Below are 19,005 nucleotides of genomic sequence, written 5' to 3'. Positions count from 1 at the left end.
GCTCAGATGCTGGCCACTCCCATTCACGTCATGCCTTCAGGCCAACGGGCTGGAGATTGTTCGGCACCGACTCAGGCGTTACCGCCATGAAGGCTTTCAGGATCAGCGAGAGGCTGATCGGTAAACCAATGATGACAGGAACAGTGATGTCTGAACCCATACCCCTTATGTTTGCGCTCTACGAACAAGCGAGTGTCGGTTGCGGTGGGGCGCCGAGCTTGTGGACGCACCCGGCAGATGAACGCTTGGCAGCCAACACCTTCGAATTCTGGGCCAACCAGGCACGCATCGCTGACCAGGCCAACCTTGACATGCTGTTCTTCGCGGATGTTCTGGGTTTCTATGATGTTTTCGCAGGTCATGCAGGAGCAGCCGTCAAGTGGGCTATCGAAGCTCCTGCAAACGACCCGCTGATGATCATCCCGGGCTTGGCAGCAATCACGCAGCACCTGGCGTTTGGCGCTACCGTGTCCACGACTTACGAGCACCCATTTGCCCATGCCCGGCGTTTCAGTACCCTCGATCACATGACCAACGGCAGGATTGGATGGAATATCGTGACGTCCTACTTGCCCAGCGCCGCACGTAACTTCGGCTTGGAAGAAATGATCAAGCATGGCGATCGTTACGAACGTGCCGAGGAGTTCATGGACGTGGCCTACAAGCTTTGGGAAGGGAGTTGGGCCGACGATGCAGTGGTCGCCGACAAAGCGCGTCAGGTGTATGCCCAAGCTGGGCGGGTCAGGCCCATCGACCATGTAGGGCCGCGCTACCAAGTGGCGGGACCTCATCTGTGCGCCCCGTCTCCACAGCGAACGCCACTGCTGGTTCAGGCGGGTTGGTCTGGGAGAGGGCGGGAGTTTGCGGCCAAGCATGCCGAACTGATCTTCATAGCCAAGTCGAACCCGCACGAAATCCGTCAAGGGCTGGAAGAGATCTGGACGATGGCTGAGGCACGTGGCCGTGCTCGCGATGACGTAAAGTCGCTGACAGTGCTGCGCATCGTGACGGCAAAAACCGAGATCGAAGCCCAGCGCAAGTACGAAGAGCTTCAGCGCAATTATCACCTGGAAGCACAACTGGTCAGCTATGCCGGTGACACAGGCATCGACCTGAGCCGCTATGCGGACAGCGATGCGTTGTCGACTCATACCGAGGGCCTTACTTCCTACATGATGCGACCCGACGCAAGCGGCAAGCCTTTAACCGCCGGAGATGTCAGAAAGCGCTTTGCAAACGTGACACGGGGCACCGATCTGATCCTGGTAGGTACTGCGGAGCAGGTGGCAGACAGAATCGAGGCGCATGCCCGGATATCGGGTACGAGTGGCTACATGCTCAACCCGTTGACGAGCCCTGGCACATTAGAAGATTTCGTGGAGCTGGTGGTGCCGGCGCTGCAAAAGAGAGGTCTTTACCGAACCGGTGCTCAGAGCGGAAGCTTGCGTTCCAGATTGAGGGCTGACAGATCTGACCGCCTGCCAGCGTCGGCCTACGGATCCTCCTTCCGCTTTCCCGCATAAACAACATCAAAAACGGGGCCCGTGGGCTAACGCCAGTCAGTCAAATAATTTGGGGCCGCTTTGCGCCCCTTCGCGGGCGCGCCCGCTCCCACAGGGGATCGCGCATTTCTGGATTTCAGCGCCAAACCTGTAGGAGCGGGCGTGCCCGCGAAGGGCTGCAAAGCAGCCCCAGTAACGCTTAACTGACAGGCATCAGTCCGTGGGCACTGTTCGCTGTTCAGGGTGAACCTGTTCAATAGCGCATTTCCACCGCCACGTAGGCGCCGCTACAGTCCGCTTGTTGGCCAGTCGTCATCGAAGGTGTAGATGGTCTTGCTGCCAACCCAGACGCTGCCCGGCCGCCGGCCGCCTATCGCTCGCTAGGCTACATGGAAAAAAACGCTGGTTCCAGACTGGCTGCGGCGTGTTGTTCAAGCTCGGCTGACTGCTGCTGGCGCTGTACCTGTGGTGCACTCAGCGCATCGATACTTGGCGAGGCGGTTTGAGTACAGGCTCTGCGAGCACCGCTGCTGGTGCTCGCGTGGTGCTTAGATCGACAGGTGCAGCACGCGCTCACCGGCTTGCGCTTGGGCAGGGCGACGCTTGTTGACCTTCAGCTCACCCAGGTTAATTAGCAGCGTGCGGGTGACATTACGGCTCAGGCCCAACAGCTCGGCGGTGTGTACCTGGTTGTGATGGCAGAAACGGTACGCTGCGCCCAACAGTGTGCGCTGGACCTGCTCGTGCAGGTTTCCCACCTGTTCTTCGAACAATTGCTGCATGGCGTACTCCAGCAACCCCAGTGCGGACTGATCAGTACCATGCGGTTCTGCGTGCCGGTCAATGCGCAGGTTGGACAGGCGCAGGTCATTCCTGTCAATGCATAGCTATGAATAAAAACCGGCACGGGCGCAGGCCCTGTCCTTGTGTAGCGGACTGTGCCTGAATAGCTGCACTTCAAGGAAGTAATAAAAAAATACAAATAAATTCGAATTTCGAATAAGCAGACTGTTGTTCTTTCGCGTCGTGCTCGGCTTAGGACCCTGTCCAGGTAGCCTCCCGGTGGGTCGAAGCGCTTGTTGCCAGCGGGTTGACCAGTGAGATCACTTCCGCTGGCAAACCGTCGTGGCCCGGGACCTCATTTGGCCGTAATCACCGCCAGCTTGGTAATCCCGGCTTTCTCGATGGACGCCATGGCCCGGGCCACTTCACCGTAGTTCACGCCGTTGTCGGCCTGCAGTTGCACACGCACGTCCGGATCCTTGTCCTTGGCGGCCTGCAGGTTGCTCTGCAGCAGGTCGGGCTGAATCTCGTCCTTGTTGATGTACAGCTTGCCCTGATCATCGATGCTCACCACCAGCGGGTCCTTGTTCTGCGCAGGGGCTACAGCTTCGGTCTTGGGCAAGTTGATCGGGATCGAGTTGGTCAACAGGGGCGCGGTGACGATGAACACCACCAGCAGCACCAGCATCACGTCTACCAGCGGGGTGACGTTGATCTCGCTCAGTACTTCATCGCTATCTTGGGTGGAGAAAGCCATGTCAGGACGCCTCCTTCACTTTATGGCTGGTGGCAGTAGCGCCGGACTTGAGCACCGGATGCAACAGCACGCGGAAGGCGTTTTTCTGCGCCAGGCTGTAGAAGTCGTGGGCAAAGTCGTCCAGATCCGCTGCAGTCAGTTTCAGGCGGCGCAAGTAGTAGTTGTAAATCAGCACTGCCGGTACAGCGACGGCGATGCCGACGCCGGTGGCGACCAGCGCAGCACCGATGGGCCCAGCCACGGTTTCAAGACTCGCCGAACCTGCTGCACTGATGCCCTTGAGCGCCGACATGATCCCCCAGACCGTACCGAACAGGCCAATGAAAGGCGAGGTGCTGCCGATACTGGCGAGGATGGCAAGGCCGGTTTCTAGCGAGCGACGCTCACGCACGATCTGCTGGCGCAAAGCGCGCTCGAGGCGGTCCTGGTGGTTGATCGACTGGCTCAGGTCCGTGGCCTGCGCACCGTCCGGCACCTGAATGGCCGCGTAACCTGCGAGCGCGACGCGGGCCGCCGCACCCGGTGTGTTGTGTGCCAGTCCGGCAGCCGAATCCAGGCTCGAGGCGGCCCAGAATTGCTTATGGAAGCGTTTGTCCTGACCCTTCAGGCGGGCGAACTGTAAACCTTTGAGAAGGGCCAGGCCCCACGTGGCGACGGAGAAACCGATCAGCAACCAGATGACCGCGTGTTCTATGGATTCGAAAGGTGAGGCGATGAGGTTCATGTAAGGCTCTCCAGCAAGGCAAATGAATCGTTTTGGCGATGCACCTTTGGTCAGGTAGCCCGCAATGGCGATGAGTCGGTGTCAGGTATTACTGCAACTTGAAGTCGATGGGCACGCTGACCCAGCCGTCGATGGCTTTGTCGCCCTGTTTGGATGGGACAAAGCTCCAGCGCTTGACTGCGGCCACGGCTGCATCGTCCAGCTGAGCGCGACCGCTGCTTTTCTGGATTTGAACCTCACCGGGTTTGCCGGTGGCCAGCACATGCACGCGCAGCAGCACGGTGCCCTCCCAATTACGGCGCATGGCCATGGCCGGATATTCCGGAGCCGGGTTGTGCAGGTAGCCAGCGTTGGCCGAGGCCGGGATCACCGGTGCAGGCGCAGGAGGCGCAGGAGGCGCGGGCGGCGCAGGGGCTGCAACAGGTTGTGGTGCGGGCGCCACGGGTTGAGGAAGCGGCTTGGCCACTGGCTTGAGCACGGGTTTGACCAAAGGCTTGGGCTTGGGGGCCGGCTTGGGCGGCGGCTTGATCGCCAGCTCATCCTCCACTGGCGGTGGCGGCTCGACCACAGGCTGAGCAATGGGCTCGGGCGGTGGGGGCGCAGGCTCCACAACAGGTGGCGCCGGCTGGGCGAACTCGATAGTCATGGGCGGAATTTCCGGCGGCACCAGCGCAAGCGGCGGTGTGGATGAACTGTTGACTCAGTAAATCACCGCGCCGTGCAGCACCAGAGCGAAAGCCCCCAGCAGCGCCGCTTCCCGTCGGCTCAGAATGCGCCGGGGTGTGGTGTGCAGCCTCGACAGTGCCAAAGGGCCGCGATAGACCCGACCCAGCTCGAGCAAATCGCCCCCCGGCGCCTGGCGCCAGAGCACATCCAGTGCGCTCGCTGTTTGGGTATTGGCCATTGATTTACTCCTGGCTATTGAATGAAACGGGAACAGCTGTTCCGTGATGATTTTTTCGTAGAGCAATAGCGTGATGAAACGCTGTCGACGAACTACGTGATAATCACAAGCAAGAGACATACCAACTAACGCAACTGCGTAAATGCGCAGCCGCCTGCCCAACACTCGCCGAGGCTTCATCGAGATCCACGATTACGACTTTGGCGCCATTTTTAGCGAAGGTGATGGCCGTGGCTCGACCGATCCCTCGCTCGGATGCAGCACCAGTGATGATGGCAACTTTACCTTGAAGCAGCATGAAGAGTACCTCTGATTGTTTTTATGGTTCGACTCAGTGATCGATGACTCAGAGTGTCCCCTTGCAGCTGCTCGAGCAATTATGTAAACGTCACTACAGTGACGTGAGCCTGGATTGCCTGCGACTGCATTCCTCACCCAGTTTTGGCTTGCTCTGGTTGATGCCGCGTCTGCAAGCGTTCCGCAATAGCCACCCTGACATTCAGATCAACCTTTCCTGCTCTTACGAATCGTTGCACTTCAGCAGAGACAAGATCGACGTCGACATCCGTCACGGGCACCCCAATTGGCCGAGCTACGAAGTGCGTACCGTGCGGCACGAAACGTTTGCAGTGTTGGCAGCTCCAGCATTGCTCGCCAGGTACCCAGTTACCCGGGCTTCGGATCTTTTCGAGCGGGACTTGATTCTCTCCGAGGCCACGCTGCTGAAGTGGCCCGCGTGGTTCGCCCAGCACGGCCTGGCACGTCCGGAACATCCCTACGCTTTGAGTTTCGATAGGTCATACATGACGCTTGAGGCTGCAAGCCATGGTCTGGGTTTCGCCCTGGAAAGTACGTTGCTGGCGCAGAAGTACCTGGCGTCAGGCGCGCTCGTAGAGGTGGCGCCAGAGCGCCTGACGGCCCCTGTAACAGCGCATCATTTGGTGTTCCCTAAAGCACACTCGAACTTCCCTCGCGTCAGACGGTTTCTGGAGTGGATGGAGAGCGAGCTAGGGCATAACTTTGTGTTTTGAAGCCGCGCTGTTACCGATCATCAATGTACCCAAGATCGGCGCTAATCTTTGTGCTGCACTCCCGCAACAGTACCTCAAACTTCTCCTTGGCACCCTCAGGATCCATCACGGCATCTGGGCCTGACAGGTTGATTGCAGCCGTCACTTCGCCCCTGTGATCTTTGACAGCCATCGCAATCGCGGTCGAGTAATCCGAACGATGCAGCACCCATCCTCGCGCTCTGTCCTCCTTGATCATATCTTGCAGCTCGAGCTGAGTCCGTGGGGCAGGGGCTGGGTAATCGTCTAAACGGATACGTTGGTAAAGTGCGGCAAGTGCTACCTGGTCAAGGCCGGTGAGTAGCATGCGGCCAATCGCCGTGCAATGGCACGCGATGCGGGTGCCAACTGGAATGTTTACGGACAGCCGCTGAGCCGCAAATGCTCGGTAGACATACAGGCTTTCCGTATTCTCCCGCACGGCCAAATGGCAGGAGAGAGACGTGCGATCTCGCAATTGATTCAGGTGAGGCATGGCGACATCGACAATGTCGCGGCTTGCGAGGTAACTGAAGCCATCGCTGATGACTCGGGCGCCAAGCTCGTACTGACTGTTGTGTTTGTTCAAGTAGCCCATTTCGGTCAACGTGAACACTATCCGGTAAAGCGCCGAGGTGCTGACCTTCAATCGCTCGGCGATCTCCTGCATGCTCAGACTACGCGTTCGAGCGTTGAACAGGCCAAGCACCGCGAGTCCTCGGGCCAGGGCAGGTACGCTGTAGTCGGCATCCTTAACGGGGGCGTCGATCATCGTTCGTTGCTCTTCCGGGATCTGGGTAGCGATGTCATGTGTGCCGACACAGCTTCGACGCGTAGTCAGCACAGCATGACTTGTATCACTCAGTACAGCGCGTCGATCTGTAGGGCTCGCCCACCAAACTCGACCATCGCATCCATAAGTGCGCCCTTGAAATACTCGAGCGAAGCGCGATCACACAGGATGTGAAAGATCGGGTGCGATTGAGCACTGATGTTGATGACGATCACGTTGATCCTTGCAGCTGATGTTTGTGCAACGGCGCCATGCGCAAATGCAGCGCTGCGTAAATCAACCCCACACAGTTTGGCCATGACTTCAGCCGCGTGAGCGCCGCTGAGCTGCAACCATGCATGACTGTCTTCGCGAGGCAAAAGGTAGTTGGCCAAATGATCCATCTCCCAGCGAGCTTCTTCATCGGCGATGCGCTCACCTCTGTCTCGCAGGCTGCCCAGGAGCAAATACTCTGTCTGCGACAGGCGCGCCACGTGGCTACCGTCCGGTTGGGTAATGGCTTGGTTTGGCTTATCAGGAAGGCTGAAGCCGCGGGACTGCAGGTATTCGCCACTCTGAGCGCCGCGAAAACCAACCCTTGGAAGCCCCGTCAGGTCGACCACCGCACATTGCTGAAGTGGGCCCGGCCCGATGTCATTGAGATTGGACATGTCAGAGCTCCTGGCGCTGGTTGTCTGGATCGAAGAAGGGGAGCTTTACGACGGTTGCCTGGACGACCACACCATCTTCAACTCGGATCGGAATCTGCTGCCCCGGAGTGCTCTGATCGAAGGCGGCGTAGGCCAGGCCGATGATCTGATCAAGGCTTTGCGAATATTCACAGGACGTCACATTACCGCTGATGTCCGGCCCCTTGAGAACCAGATGGCCCTCGAGCGGTTGTGGGCTGGTCTTGGGCAGCGTGAAGCCCACCAGCTTGCGTTTCTGTGGCTGCGCTTCAAGGATGTCCACGGAGCGACGACCGACAAAGAAAGGCTTGTTACGGCTGACCGCCCACCCCATGTCGATTTCGCCAGGATGGGTCATGCCGTCGGTGTCCTGGCTGATGATCACATGGCCTTTTTCCAGGCGCAGCAGGCGCTGGGTCTCGACACCAAACGGGCGAATGTCGAATTCCTTGCCGGCCTCTATCAGTGCGTCCCAAAGCTTTAACGCATGACGTGCTGGTACGTGGATTTCGTAGCCTAGTTCCCCTACGAAGCCTACGCGCATGAGCCGTGCCTTGATCCCGGCCACTGTGCCCAGGCGAACGCCCAGGTATGGGAAGCCTTCAGCGGACAGATCAAGATCCGAGCACACGTTCTCCAGCACCTTGCGTGAGCCGGGCCCCGCTAAGTTGACCGCCGAGATCGCGGCAGTGACGTTAGCGATGTCGACGTTCAGGCGCCATTGCGCGTTCCACTTGAGCATCTGCTGATAGATTCGTTCCACGCCGCTGGTGGTGGCAGTGACGTAGAAGTGGTTTTCGGCAAAGCGGGCGCAGACGCCGTCGTCGATCACCACGCCATGTTCGTTGGTCATCAGCGCGTAGCGTGAGCGGCCCACGGGCTGCTTGAGAAATGCGAAGGTGTACATGCGGTTGAGAAGTTCGGCAGCGTCCGGGCCGCGCACGTCCAGACCGCCCAGCGTCGAAACGTCGATGATGCCGACCTTCCGGCGCACGTGCAGCGCTTCGGCCTGCATGCATTTATCCCGCTCGCTCGGTTTGCCGTAGTAGGCAGGGCGCTGCCAGATACCGGCAGGCATCATTTTTGCGCCGGCTTCCAGATGACGGCGGTGCATGGGTGTCTGGCGGTACGGATCAAACGCTCGCCCCGCGACATGAGCCAGCTTCTCCGCCTCAAAGGGAGGGCGCGCTGTGGTTACGCCTGTTTCGCTGACGCTGCGCTGAGTGGACGCTGCCACCAGTCGAGCGGTTGGCAGGGCTGAGTGGCGCCCTTGAGACGGCCCCATGCCCACGGTGGAGTAGCGCTTGACCAGTTGCACATCTCGATAGCCGATCTTCGTGGCGTTAATGATATCGCGCACCTGTAAATCCTCGTCGAAGTCGACAAAGTCTTTGCCTTTTGGGTGCGGGAAAATCGGCCATGGGAAATTGACTTGCGCTTCAGGGCGCAGCGGCAGGGGCTTGATGTGGATTGCCAGACCTAGCGACGAAATGATCTCGGTAGCTGTGCGAGTGGCATCAGCAAGCACGTTGTCCAGTGCGTGGAAACCGCGGGCGGAACCTGCAACGCTGAGATTTTTCGGCAGGCCGCTAAGGGTGAATTCAGCCAGTTGATCGTCATAAGACAGCTTGCCACCGGCCTGGCACAGCAACTGGTAGACCGGCATGTAGCCGCCGGACATGCAGAGCAAATCGCAATCCAGATGCAGGCTGCTAGTCGTGACCTGGCCCTGGCCGGTGATTTTTCGGATGTCGACGCCGCTGACATGGCGCATGCCTTTTTCATGCAGCGCTTCAAACACCGTACTGTTCAGATGACAGGGGATTCCGCGCTTTTCCAACGCGATCAACAATGCGCGATCAGCGGGATTTGTACGCATGTCCACTAGCGCTGCAACCTGAACACCTTGCTCGTGCAGGTCGAGTGCTGCGTAGTAACCGTCGTCGTTCCCCGTGAGTACCACTGCACGTTTGCCAGGCTTCACGGCGTAGAGCTTCATCAGGCGTTGGGCTGCACTGCTGAGCATTACCCCGGGCAAATCGTTGTTGCGGAAAATCACTGGCTGATCAAACGAGCCGCTGGCGATCAAGCACTGGGTGGCGCGCACTTTGTACATGCGCTTGCCCTGAATCACCGGCAGATAGTTATCGGTGAACCATGCGTTGCACGTAGCTTTCTTCAGCACTTGAATGTTGGCATGGCCTTCAACAGCGTTGATCAGCTCGCGGCGTAGGGTATCGGCACGATTGTTTTCGACATCGAAACGGGCATAGGTCAGTGAGCCGCCCAGAATGGGTTGTTGCTCAATCAACAACACCTTGGCGCCTGCATTGGCCGCAGTCAGAGCCGCCTGCAGTCCAGCAGGACCAGCGCCGACGATGGCGAGGTCAGCGAACAGGTAGGCCTTGTCGAAGTACTCGGGCTGGAATTTGAGATCCAACACGCCGAGTCCGGCCTTCTTTCGAATAATTGGCTCCCAGAGTTTCCAAGCACCCTTGGGCTTGTAAAACGAGCGGTAGTAGAAGCCCACCGGCATGAACTTGGAGAACTTGCCAAGATACGCGTCTTTGTCGTTGTCCAGAGAACCGTTGAAGTTTTGCCCGGTTACCTGCACACCATTTTCCAGCAGGTGAGTGTCGGCCAGGACATTGGGCTCGTTCGGCAGTTGCACCAGGGTATTGGCGTCTTGGCCGGCCATGGTCAGTGGCCCGCGCGGGCGGTGGTATTTGAACGAGCGCGAGAGCAGGAAACGACCATTGGCGAGCAGGGCACTTGCAATGCTGTCACCTGCAAACCCTTGATACGCTTTGCCATCAAAGCTGAAATGAAGAGGCTGATTGCGGTCGATCAACAAGCCCATGGGAGCGGGTAGGCGGCTCATTGCGCGGTCTCCTTGGCGGTCGTGAATTCCACACGGGTGGTGAACAGCTCTTTGGGATCGAAGGTGCGCAGAATCTCATCGCTGCCAGTGTGGCGTTCGGCCAGGAACCAATAGCTGGAGGGGGTGTGCATCCACCATTCGCAAACCACGCCCAACGTGTCATCGCTGTTGAACACGTAGTCGGCCCATTCGGCATCGGTACACGTCTGCGGGTCGGGCATCTGCTTGAACTCACCGCCGTAGGTGAACTCGCTGATGTTGCGCGGCCCATTGAGTGGGCAATTCATCACTTTCATGTCTTGCTCCTCAGTGGCTGGCCGCTGTCGCGCCCATCTCGTTGACTTGCTGGAAGGTTGAGAAACGCTCGAGGCCGAACGGCTTGATCAATTCAGGTACCTTGCCCCCGCCGGCGACGAGTTCGGCCATGGTCTTGCCGCAGATGGGCGTAGCCTTGAAGCCCCAAGTGCCCCAACCGGCATCCAGGTAATAGTTCTTCACCGGGGACAACCCCATGATCGGGCTGTAATCCGGAGTCATGTCGGTGATCCCGGCCCACTGACGCATCAGCTTGGCATTGGCCAGGAACGGGAACATCTCGATCGCGTGTGCCAGCAGGCTTTCTTTCAGATCCAAAGTTGAGCGGGTGTTGAACAGCGGGTACGGATCCGAGCCCCCGCCGAACACCACTTCGCCACGGCTGGTCTGTTGCACATAGCAGTGCAGGGCAGAGGAGCTCACCAACGGGTCGAGGAACGGCTTGAACGGCTGGGTCACCATGGCTTGCAGAGGGAATGTCTGAATAGGCGAACGGATACCCGCTTTCTTCATCAACTGCGAACTCATGCCCGCCACTGCCTGCACCGCGCAGCCGCACTGGATGGTGCCGCGATTGGTTTTTACCGCCTTGATGGTACCGTTCTCGATCACCAGCTCCTGGACTTCGGTGAGCTGATGGATTTCCACGCCACGCTTGGCCGCCTGTTTGGCGTAACCCCAAGCCACTGCGTCATGCCGGGCAGTCGCACCGTCTATGTGCCAGAGACCAGCGATCACCGGGAGATGCCCAGGGTCGAGGTTGAGTGTCGACACGAGCTCACGAATCTGCTGACGGTCAAGCATTTCGGTGCGCCCGCCGAAGTGTTTGTTGACCTCTGCACGCTGACGGAACGAGCGCACGGTGGCGTCGGTGTGGGCGAGCGTCAGTTGGCCACGATGGGAGTACATGATGTTGAAGTCGAACTCATTGGACAGCCCTTCAAACATCCGTACTGACTCGGCGTAAAAGCGCACTCCCTCGCTCGTGAGGTAATTGGAGCGAATGACCGCTGTGTTGCGCGCCGTGTTGCCGCCGCCCAGGTACCCCTTCTCCAGGACCGCGATATTGGTGATGCCGTGGTACTTGGACAGGTAGTAGGCGGTTGCCAGGCCGTGGCCACCGCCGCCGATGATTACCACATCGTAGGAAGGTTTGAGCGCCTTGGGAGCAGGCAAATCCACTTCGACCGGGTATTCAGCGCTGAGCCCGTATTTCAGGAGATTGAAAGGCATGCGGCCTCCGAGGAAACGCGTTGTGCATGGGCCTGCTGAACCGCAGCGGTAACGGTATTCTTCATCAGAAAGGCAATGGTCATCGGCCCAACACCACCAGGAACTGGTGTGATAGCTGAAACTTGAGGCAGGGCGCTGTTGAAGTCGACATCCCCAACAAGCTTGCTGCGGCCATTCTCTTCAATCCGATTAATGCCGACGTCGATGACCACCGCTCCTGGCTTGAGCCAACTTGCATCGATCATCCGTGGTCGTCCGACGGCGGCAACGACGATGTCTGCCTGCCGGCACAGGGCCTTGGCATCGACGCTGCGCGAATGCACCACAGTGACCGAGCAATGCGCCTGCAGCAGCAGAGCGGCCATGGGTTTGCCGACGATGTTGGATCGCCCGATGACAACGGCGTGCTTGCCGCTCAGATCGCCGCAAGCCTCTTCCAGCAATTGCATGCAGCCGCTGGGAGTGCACGGCGTAAGCACATCGCGACCCTGGCTCAAGCCGCCGACATTTTCACTGTGAAACCCATCGACGTCTTTGCCCGGGGCAATGGCCTGTAACGCACGCGTTTCCTCAATGTGCTCAGGCAATGGGAGCTGCAGCAGAATGCCGTTTACGGCTTTGTCTGCATTCAAGTCTGCGATCAGCTTGAGCAGTTCACCCTGCGAGGTTTCCGCACTCAGGCGGTATTCGAGCGATTTGATTCCCGCTTTTTCTGCACGGAGGATCTTGTTGCGCACATAGACCTGGCTGGCAGGATCTTGCCCGACGAGTATTACAGCGAGCGCAGGGAAGATGCCGTCGGCTCTCAGCCGGTCGACATCGTCTCGAACCTGACTCAACACACGGGCTGATGCCGCTTTGCCGTCAATCAGTTTGGAAGTACTCATCGGAAGATCACCGTTCTGTCTTCGTTGAGGAATACCCGGTGTTCCAGGTGATATTTGACCGCCTTGGATAGCGCCACGGTTTCAGTGTCGCGTCCGATGGCGACCAGGTCGTCTGGCAGATAGGCATGATCGACGCGCTGGACTTCCTGCTCGATAATCGGGCCCTCGTCCAGATCGCTGGTGACGTAGTGAGCCGTCGCCCCAATCAGTTTCACGCCGCGCGCATAGGCCTGGTGATAAGGCTTGGCGCCCTTGAACCCTGGCAGGAATGAGTGATGAATATTGATCGCACGGCCCGATATCTGCTTGCAGAGATCATCAGAAAGGATCTGCATGTAGCGGGCGAGCACGACGAGGTCAGTCCTGGTCTCATCCACAACCTTCATCAGCGCTGCTTCCTGCTGAGCTTTGGTCTCCTTGGTCACCGGCAAGTAGATAAAACGAATGCCTTCGCGCTCGGCCATAGGACGTAGATCAAGGTGGTTGGACACGATGGCCGTGATGGTCATGTCCATTTCGCCCTTGTGGTAGCGATAGAGCAGGTCGGTGAGGCAGTGGTCGAATTTGCTGACCATCAGCAGTACGCGCATCGGCTGGCGAGTATCGTAAAGCTCCCACTGCATGCCGAAAGCTTGAGCGACGTCTTCGAAGCCGGCTTGCAGCTGAGCGATGTCGCCTTCGTGGCCATCGTTGAAACGAAACACCGCCCGCATGAAAAATTTGCCGCTCAACTCATCGTCGAACTGCGCCATCTCACCGATATAGCAAGCGTTGCCTGCAAGGTAGGAGGTCACTGCCGCAACGATGCCGGAAGTCGCAGGACAGCTGATTTTGAGAATGAAATGGTTTTTTTCATGTTGCATGGTCAGTCCTCAGAGGTGCGCGGCGTGATTTCCGGCAAGTGATTCATCGGTGAAATGCAGATTCGCCCGTGAACAAATATTCCCTTAGGGAATTAAATATTCCGACTGCCAAATTTATAGGCGAAATCAGCCCACACGTCTACACGTAAGAGAAAGAATTTTTACTGATAGGAAATTAGGGGCGCGGCGCAGGGAGGCTGAGAAGGCGAGTCCAGGTTGGGCCCGGACTCGTGGCACATTGTGTGGTCAGGCCTCTGCAGGCGCGTAGTTCATGACCGACAGGAGGCGGATCGGGACGCTTATCAGCTTTTCCGGGCCGTGGGGAATGTCTGCATCGAATGTCAGGCTGTCACCTGCTTCCAGGTGGTAGAGCTGGTTACCGTGGCGGTAGACCAGCTCGCCCTCCAGCAAGTGGAGGAACTCAGTGCCGGGGTGGGAGAAGGTCGGAAACTCTTCGCTGGCGTCATCCATGCTCACCATATAGGCCTCAAAACTTTTCTTGGGGCCACGGGTATGGTTCAGCAAGTGGTAGGTATGGCCTTTCTCAGTACCACGTCGGACCACCTCCAGCCCTTCATCGCGCTTGACCAGAATCGCACTGCTGCCTTGTTGGTCGTATTGGCTGAACAGTTTTGACATTGGCATGCCGAGCACGTCGCAAAGACGGCTCAGATTTTCAAGGCTGGTCGAGACCTGAGCGTTTTCAATTTTGCTGAGCATGCCCTGACTGATGCCGGCGATCCGGGCGACGTCAGCGAGCTTCAGCTCCTGCGCTTGACGCTGACGTTTTATTTGGATGCCCAGGTACTGCTCGAGCTTGAGCTTGGGTTGGCTTTCGTGTGTGTTCATGGCTTGCACTAATTCCGCACAGTAAATTTATTTTCGCACTGAGAATGTGCAAATTTTCTCGTCTGGTAGGATCGCCAGGCGGTATTCATAAAGAGAAAAATATTTTCCCATAAACAAGGCAGGAAAGCTCCGCCTTGAAACGACTTTTTGGTAGCAAGGGCGAGTTGGCAAGCTCGTTGCATTCCTTATGGGAAAGAAAGTTTCCTGATTGTAAAGATGATCAGGGGACTAATTGACCTCCCACTAACGAATTGCTACAGCCAGGAGTCATGTCCATGTTGCCACAAGAAACACAGCGCCTGATCGAGACACACGGGATCAAGTATGTCCTGGCCCAGTTCGTAGATATCCATGGTTCAGCCAAGACCAAATCGGTACCCGTATCGGGTCTGGAGATGATTGCCGAAGCCGGGGCGGGGTTCGCAGGGTTCGCAATCTGCGGTATGGGCATGGAACCGCATGGCCCCGATTTCATGGCTAAGGGTGACCTGGCTTCGCTCACGCCAGTGCCATGGCAGCCAGGTTACGGCCGCGTGGTATGCATTGGTCATGTTGAAAACAAGCCTTGGCCATACGACAGCCGCTACGTCCTGCAGAAGCAGGTGGAGCGATTGAGCGATCGTGGCTGGACGCTGAATACTGGCCTGGAGCCGGAATTCAGTCTGTTCAAGCGCGACGCACAAGGCAAGCTGCAGATGGTCGACGCCAGCGATGATCTGGACAAGCCGTGCTACGACTACAAGGGCCTGTCCCGCTCGCGTGAGTTTCTTGAGCGCCTGACCGAAACCTTGCAGCCCGTGGGTTTCGACATTTACCAGATTGATCACGAAGATGCCAACGGCCAGTTCGAGATCAATTACACCTACAGTGATGCCATGGAGTCGGCGGATCGGTTCACCTTTTTCCGCATGGCCGCCGGCGAGATTGCAAACGACATGGGCATCATCTGCTCATTCATGCCCAAACCTGATCCCAAGCGTGCGGGCAATGGCATGCACTTCCACTTGTCGATCAGCAGCGCGACCAACAAAAACCTATTCCACGACGCGAGTGACCCCAGTGGCATGGGGCTGTCGAAAATGGCCTACCACTTCGCAGCAGGTCTCCTGGCGCATGGCCCGGCTTTGTGCGCCTTCGCCGCCCCGACAGTCAACTCCTACAAGCGTCTGGTGGTGGGCAATTCTTTGTCGGGCGCGACCTGGGCTCCAGCCTTCATCGCCTTGGGCGCCAATAACCGCTCGGCCATGGTTCGTGTCCCGTACGGCCGTCTGGAGTTCCGCCTGCCGGATGCTGGCTGTAACCCCTACCTGGTGACCGCGGCGATCATCGCGGCGGGCCTGGACGGTATCGACCGCAAGCTGGAAATCGACCAAATCTGCAACGAGAACCTCTACAAGTTGAGTCTTGAGGAAATCGCCGCGCGCGGCATCAAGACCTTACCTCAGTCGCTCAAGGAGGCCTGTGATGCCCTTGAGGCTGACCCACTGTTCGCCGAGGTACTTGGCAGCGAAATCGTGGGGGAGTTCATCAAGCTCAAGCGCATGGAGTGGGTGGAGTACAGCCGTCACGTCTCGGACTGGGAAGTGAAGCGCTACACCGAGTTCTTCTGATCTAGCCAATTTAACCAACCCTTTCTGACACCCTGCCAGTGGGTAGGGGGTCTTCTGCCCAGGAGTTAACGATATGTGTGGAATTGTGGGGCTATATCTGAAAAATCCGACGCTGGAGCCCCAGCTCGGCAAACTCTTCGAACCCATGCTGGAGGCCATGACTGATCGCGGCCCCGACAGCGCCGGCTTCGCTATTTACGGCGACGAAGTCGCTGATGGCTGGGTGAAGTTGACCTTGCAAGCAGCAACCGATGACTACGACTTCAAAGCGCTGGTAGGCGCGCTGGAGGGCAAACTCGCGGCGTCTTTGGACTGGTTCCAAAATGCGAGCGCCATCGTGTTGAAGATCAAGGCTGAGGAAGCTGCTGTACGTTCCGCTTTGGCTGAGCTGGCCCCGGACGTGCGCATCATGAGCGCCGGCAAAAGCATCGAGATCCTCAAGGGGATGGGCTTGCCAAAAGAGATCTCGGAGCGCTTCGGCTTGGGTTCGATGAAAGGGAGCCACATCATCGGCCACACCCGCATGGCGACTGAAAGCGCTGTCACCATGGAAGGCAGCCACCCATTCTCCACCGGCGCTGATCTGTGCCTTGTTCACAACGGCTCGCTGTCCAATCACTTCCGTCTGCGTCAGGAACTGCGCCGTGAAGGCATCAAGTTCGATACCGAGAATGACACCGAAGTCGCGGCTGGCTATCTGGCCTGGCGTCTGCAGCAAGGCGACAGTCTGAAAACCGCCTTGGACAGTTCGCTCGAAGCACTGGACGGCTTTTTCACCTTTGCAATCGGCACCCGCAATGGCTTCGCCGTGATCCGAGATCCGATTGCGTGCAAGCCGGCAATTCTTGCCGAAACCGACGACTACGTTGCAATGGCTTCGGAGTATCAGGCGCTGTCGAGCCTGCCGGGCATCGAGAAAGCCAAGGTCTGGGAACCTGTTCCGGCCACCATGTACATCTGGGAACGCGAGTCGGCTTAAGGAGCACGCACATGAAAACTTTCGATCTTGGCAACACCACGGTGCGTGACCTTAACCAGGCGCTGCACGATCAAGCGAAGACCCTAGAGGAAAGAGAGTGGGTCGTCACTCATCCTGGGGGGGCGCACAACATCGCCGTCGGTGTCAACGAAGCGGTGTCCGTGGATATCCAGGGGCATGCCGGCTACTACTGCGCCGGTATGAACCAGAAGGCTTCCATCACTGTGCACGGGAACGTCGGCGTTGGTTGCGCCGAGAACATGATGTCTGGCTACGTCCGAGTAAAAGGCAGCGCTTCGCAAGCAGCAGGCGCTACGGCGCATGGCGGTCTGTTGGTGATCGAAGGCGACGCCGGCGCCCGCTGCGGGATCTCGATGAAAGGGATCGATATCGTGGTCGGCGGCAGTATCGGCCACATGAGCTGCTTCATGGGGCAGGCGGGACGCCTGGTGGTATGCGGTGACGCCGGCGATGCGCTGGGTGACTCCCTGTACGAGACGAAGATTTTCGTCAAAGGCAAGGTCGAGTCGCTGGGCTCTGACTGCATCGAAAAAGAGATGCGCCCAGAGCATATTGAAGAGTTGCAAGCGCTTCTGAACAAAGCTGGCTTCAATGAGAAAGCTAGTGACTTCAAGCGCTACGGCTCGGCTCGCCAGCTGTACAACTTCAAAGTCGACAACGCCTCCGCATACTGATTCAGGAGCAAGAGAATGAGCGAGAAAACCACTCCAGTCCTGCGCGAGTCGGCCACCTTTGATCGTCTGACTATCCAGGAAATCCAGCGTGCCGCCGAGACCGGCATCTACGACATTCGCGGCGGTGGTACCAAGCGCAAGCTGCCGCACTTCGACGACCTGCTGCTGCTCGGTGCGAGCGTATCGCGCTACCCGCTGGAAGGCTACCGTGAGAAATGCGGAACGGATGTAATCCTCGGTAACCGGTTTGCCAAGAAGCCGATCCACCTGAAAATTCCGGTGACAATCGCCGGCATGAGCTTCGGTGCATTGTCGGCCAATGCGAAAGAAGCCCTGGGTCGCGGCGCCACTATTGCAGGCACCAGCACCACCACGGGCGACGGTGGCATGACGCCGGAAGAACGCGGCCAATCCCAGCACCTCGTTTACCAGTACCTGCCTTCGCGTTATGGCATGAACCCTGATGACCTGCGCAAGGCCGATGCCATCGAAATCGTTTTGGGGCAGGGCGCCAAGCCCGGTGGCGGCGGTATGTTGTTGGGCATGAAGGTGACCGAGCGGGTTGCCGGTATGCGTACCTTGCCCATCGGCGTTGACCAGCGCTCGGCATGCCGTCATCCGGACTGGACTGGGCCTGACGACTTGGCGATCAAGATTGCCGAGATCCGTGAGATCACCGATTGGGAAAAACCGATTTACGTGAAAATCGGGGCCAGCCGTCCTTATTACGACGTCAAGCTGGCAGTTAAGGCCGGCGCCGATGTGATCGTGCTTGATGGCATGCAAGGCGGTACCGCTGCGACTCAGGAAGTGTTCATCGAGCACGTCGGTATCCCGATCTTGCCAGCCATTCCCCAGGCGGTTCAGGCGTTGCAGGAGATGGGCATGCACCGCAAGGTGCAGCTGATTGTCTCCGGCGGCATCCGTAACGGTGCAGACGTTGCCAAGGCAATGGCGCTGGGTGCTGATGCCGTGGCCATCGGTACGGCCGCATTGATTGCGCTGGGTGACAACCATCCACGCCTGGACGAAGAGCTCAAGAAGATCGGCTCAGCGGCTGGCTTCTACGATGACTGGCAGAACGGTCGTGACCCGGCAGGCATCACCACGCAGGATCCGGAGCTGTCAAAGCGCCTGGACCCGATCGAAGGCGGCCGCAGGTTGGCCAACTATTTGCGTGTGTTGGTGCTGGAGGCGCAAACCATGGCTAGGGCCTGCGGAAAATCCCACCTGCACAACCTCGACCCTGAGGATCTGGTGGCCTTGACCGTAGAGTCCGCCGCTATGGCTCGCGTGCCATTGGCAGGGACTTCGTGGATACCAGGCAGCCAGTACTAAGCATTACCTGATGCGGGAGCGCGCGTGTCCTTGGTGGCGATCTGTCTGCAACTGAATTGTTGTCTGGCACGCCGCCGCCGAGGGCAAGTGCGCCCCTGCGTTCAGGCCATTCTTGATTTGATCCATTCAAGAGGCCTCAACGGCCCAGCGCTTCACCGCCTCGCTTTCTGCCAGA

At 58.3% G+C, this 19,005-nt stretch carries 15 protein-coding genes and 4 pseudogenes; 6 read left to right on the top strand and 13 right to left on the bottom strand.

The window, feature by feature from the left end; all coding sequences use genetic code 11:
- Positions 1-146 precede the first annotated feature (146 nt).
- A complete protein-coding gene (locus AACG97_RS14255; RefSeq protein ID WP_197886078.1) occupies positions 147-1,523 on the top strand; it encodes an LLM class flavin-dependent oxidoreductase in 1,377 nt (458 codons plus the stop codon).
- Positions 1,524-2,050: 527 nt separating this feature from the next.
- Here the strand turns inward: AACG97_RS14255 and AACG97_RS14250 are convergent.
- The 5 genes and pseudogenes from AACG97_RS14250 to AACG97_RS14230 all read right to left on the bottom strand — a co-directional run.
- Positions 2,051-2,383: pseudogene (locus AACG97_RS14250) on the bottom strand (sigma-54-dependent Fis family transcriptional regulator); the annotation flags it as partial.
- A 257-nt stretch (positions 2,384-2,640) separates the two neighbouring features.
- A complete protein-coding gene (locus AACG97_RS14245) occupies positions 2,641-3,042 on the bottom strand; it encodes an ExbD/TolR family protein (RefSeq protein WP_115294345.1) in 402 nt (133 codons plus the stop codon).
- Between the two features lies 1 nt (position 3,043).
- Positions 3,044-3,766, bottom strand: coding sequence for a MotA/TolQ/ExbB proton channel family protein (locus AACG97_RS14240; RefSeq protein WP_115294346.1), 723 nt, complete (start codon positions 3,764-3,766; stop codon positions 3,044-3,046).
- A gap of 88 nt (positions 3,767-3,854) precedes the next feature.
- A pseudogene (locus tag AACG97_RS14235) lies at positions 3,855-4,670 on the bottom strand (energy transducer TonB).
- Between the two features lie 148 nt (positions 4,671-4,818).
- A pseudogene (locus AACG97_RS14230) lies at positions 4,819-4,968 on the bottom strand (SDR family oxidoreductase); the annotation flags it as partial.
- Between the two features lie 88 nt (positions 4,969-5,056).
- Here AACG97_RS14230 and AACG97_RS14225 point away from each other — a divergent pair.
- Positions 5,057-5,701, top strand: a pseudogene (locus AACG97_RS14225) (LysR substrate-binding domain-containing protein); the annotation flags it as partial.
- A 10-nt stretch (positions 5,702-5,711) separates the two neighbouring features.
- Here the strand turns inward: AACG97_RS14225 and AACG97_RS14220 are convergent.
- From AACG97_RS14220 to AACG97_RS14185, 8 genes are all read right to left on the bottom strand, one after another.
- On the bottom strand, positions 5,712-6,491 hold the full coding sequence (locus tag AACG97_RS14220; RefSeq protein ID WP_115294348.1) for an IclR family transcriptional regulator: 780 nt from the start codon (positions 6,489-6,491) through the stop codon (positions 5,712-5,714).
- An 89-nt stretch (positions 6,492-6,580) separates the two neighbouring features.
- On the bottom strand, positions 6,581-7,162 hold the full coding sequence (locus tag AACG97_RS14215; protein WP_115294349.1) for a sarcosine oxidase subunit gamma: 582 nt from the start codon (positions 7,160-7,162) through the stop codon (positions 6,581-6,583).
- Between the two features lies 1 nt (position 7,163).
- A complete protein-coding gene (locus tag AACG97_RS14210) occupies positions 7,164-10,061 on the bottom strand; it encodes a 2Fe-2S iron-sulfur cluster-binding protein (RefSeq protein ID WP_197885088.1) in 2,898 nt (965 codons plus the stop codon).
- Complete coding sequence (locus tag AACG97_RS14205) at positions 10,058-10,357, bottom strand: sarcosine oxidase subunit delta (protein WP_115294351.1); 300 nt, start codon at positions 10,355-10,357, stop codon at positions 10,058-10,060. The genes AACG97_RS14210 and AACG97_RS14205 overlap by 4 nt, the downstream gene beginning before the upstream one ends.
- 10 nt (positions 10,358-10,367) lie before the next feature.
- Positions 10,368-11,609 carry an FAD-dependent oxidoreductase gene (locus AACG97_RS14200; protein WP_197885089.1) on the bottom strand — a complete coding sequence of 414 codons (1,242 nt, stop codon included), beginning with the start codon at positions 11,607-11,609 and terminating at the stop codon, positions 10,368-10,370.
- Positions 11,591-12,496, bottom strand: a complete 906-nt coding sequence (gene folD, locus AACG97_RS14195) for a bifunctional methylenetetrahydrofolate dehydrogenase/methenyltetrahydrofolate cyclohydrolase FolD (RefSeq protein WP_115294353.1) — start codon at positions 12,494-12,496, stop codon at positions 11,591-11,593. The genes AACG97_RS14200 and folD overlap by 19 nt, the downstream gene beginning before the upstream one ends.
- Complete coding sequence (gene purU / locus AACG97_RS14190) at positions 12,493-13,359, bottom strand: formyltetrahydrofolate deformylase (protein ID WP_115294354.1); 867 nt, start codon at positions 13,357-13,359, stop codon at positions 12,493-12,495. Before purU ends, folD begins: the two co-directional genes overlap by 4 nt.
- 246 nt (positions 13,360-13,605) lie before the next feature.
- Complete coding sequence (locus tag AACG97_RS14185; protein ID WP_115294355.1) at positions 13,606-14,208, bottom strand: cupin domain-containing protein; 603 nt, start codon at positions 14,206-14,208, stop codon at positions 13,606-13,608.
- A 275-nt stretch (positions 14,209-14,483) separates the two neighbouring features.
- Between AACG97_RS14185 and glnT the strand changes: the two genes are divergently transcribed.
- The 4 genes from glnT (at position 14,484) to AACG97_RS14165 (ending at position 18,830) form a co-directional block, all read left to right on the top strand.
- Complete coding sequence (gene glnT, locus AACG97_RS14180) at positions 14,484-15,818, top strand: type III glutamate--ammonia ligase (protein ID WP_115294356.1); 1,335 nt, start codon at positions 14,484-14,486, stop codon at positions 15,816-15,818.
- Positions 15,819-15,891: 73 nt separating this feature from the next.
- On the top strand, positions 15,892-16,797 hold the full coding sequence (locus tag AACG97_RS14175) for a class II glutamine amidotransferase (RefSeq protein ID WP_115294357.1): 906 nt from the start codon (positions 15,892-15,894) through the stop codon (positions 16,795-16,797).
- An 11-nt stretch (positions 16,798-16,808) separates the two neighbouring features.
- Positions 16,809-17,492, top strand: a complete 684-nt coding sequence (locus AACG97_RS14170) for a protein glxC (RefSeq protein WP_115294358.1) — start codon at positions 16,809-16,811, stop codon at positions 17,490-17,492.
- A gap of 15 nt (positions 17,493-17,507) precedes the next feature.
- Positions 17,508-18,830, top strand: a complete 1,323-nt coding sequence (locus AACG97_RS14165; protein ID WP_115294359.1) for an FMN-binding glutamate synthase family protein — start codon at positions 17,508-17,510, stop codon at positions 18,828-18,830.
- The last annotated feature ends 175 nt before the right edge of the window (positions 18,831-19,005 follow it).

The sequence above is a fragment of the Pseudomonas sp. Nvir genome (genome assembly GCF_963778085.1).
GTDB lineage: Bacteria > Pseudomonadota > Gammaproteobacteria > Pseudomonadales > Pseudomonadaceae > Aquipseudomonas > Aquipseudomonas juntendi.
This window is presented reverse-complemented; position numbering and strand designations above follow the sequence as displayed.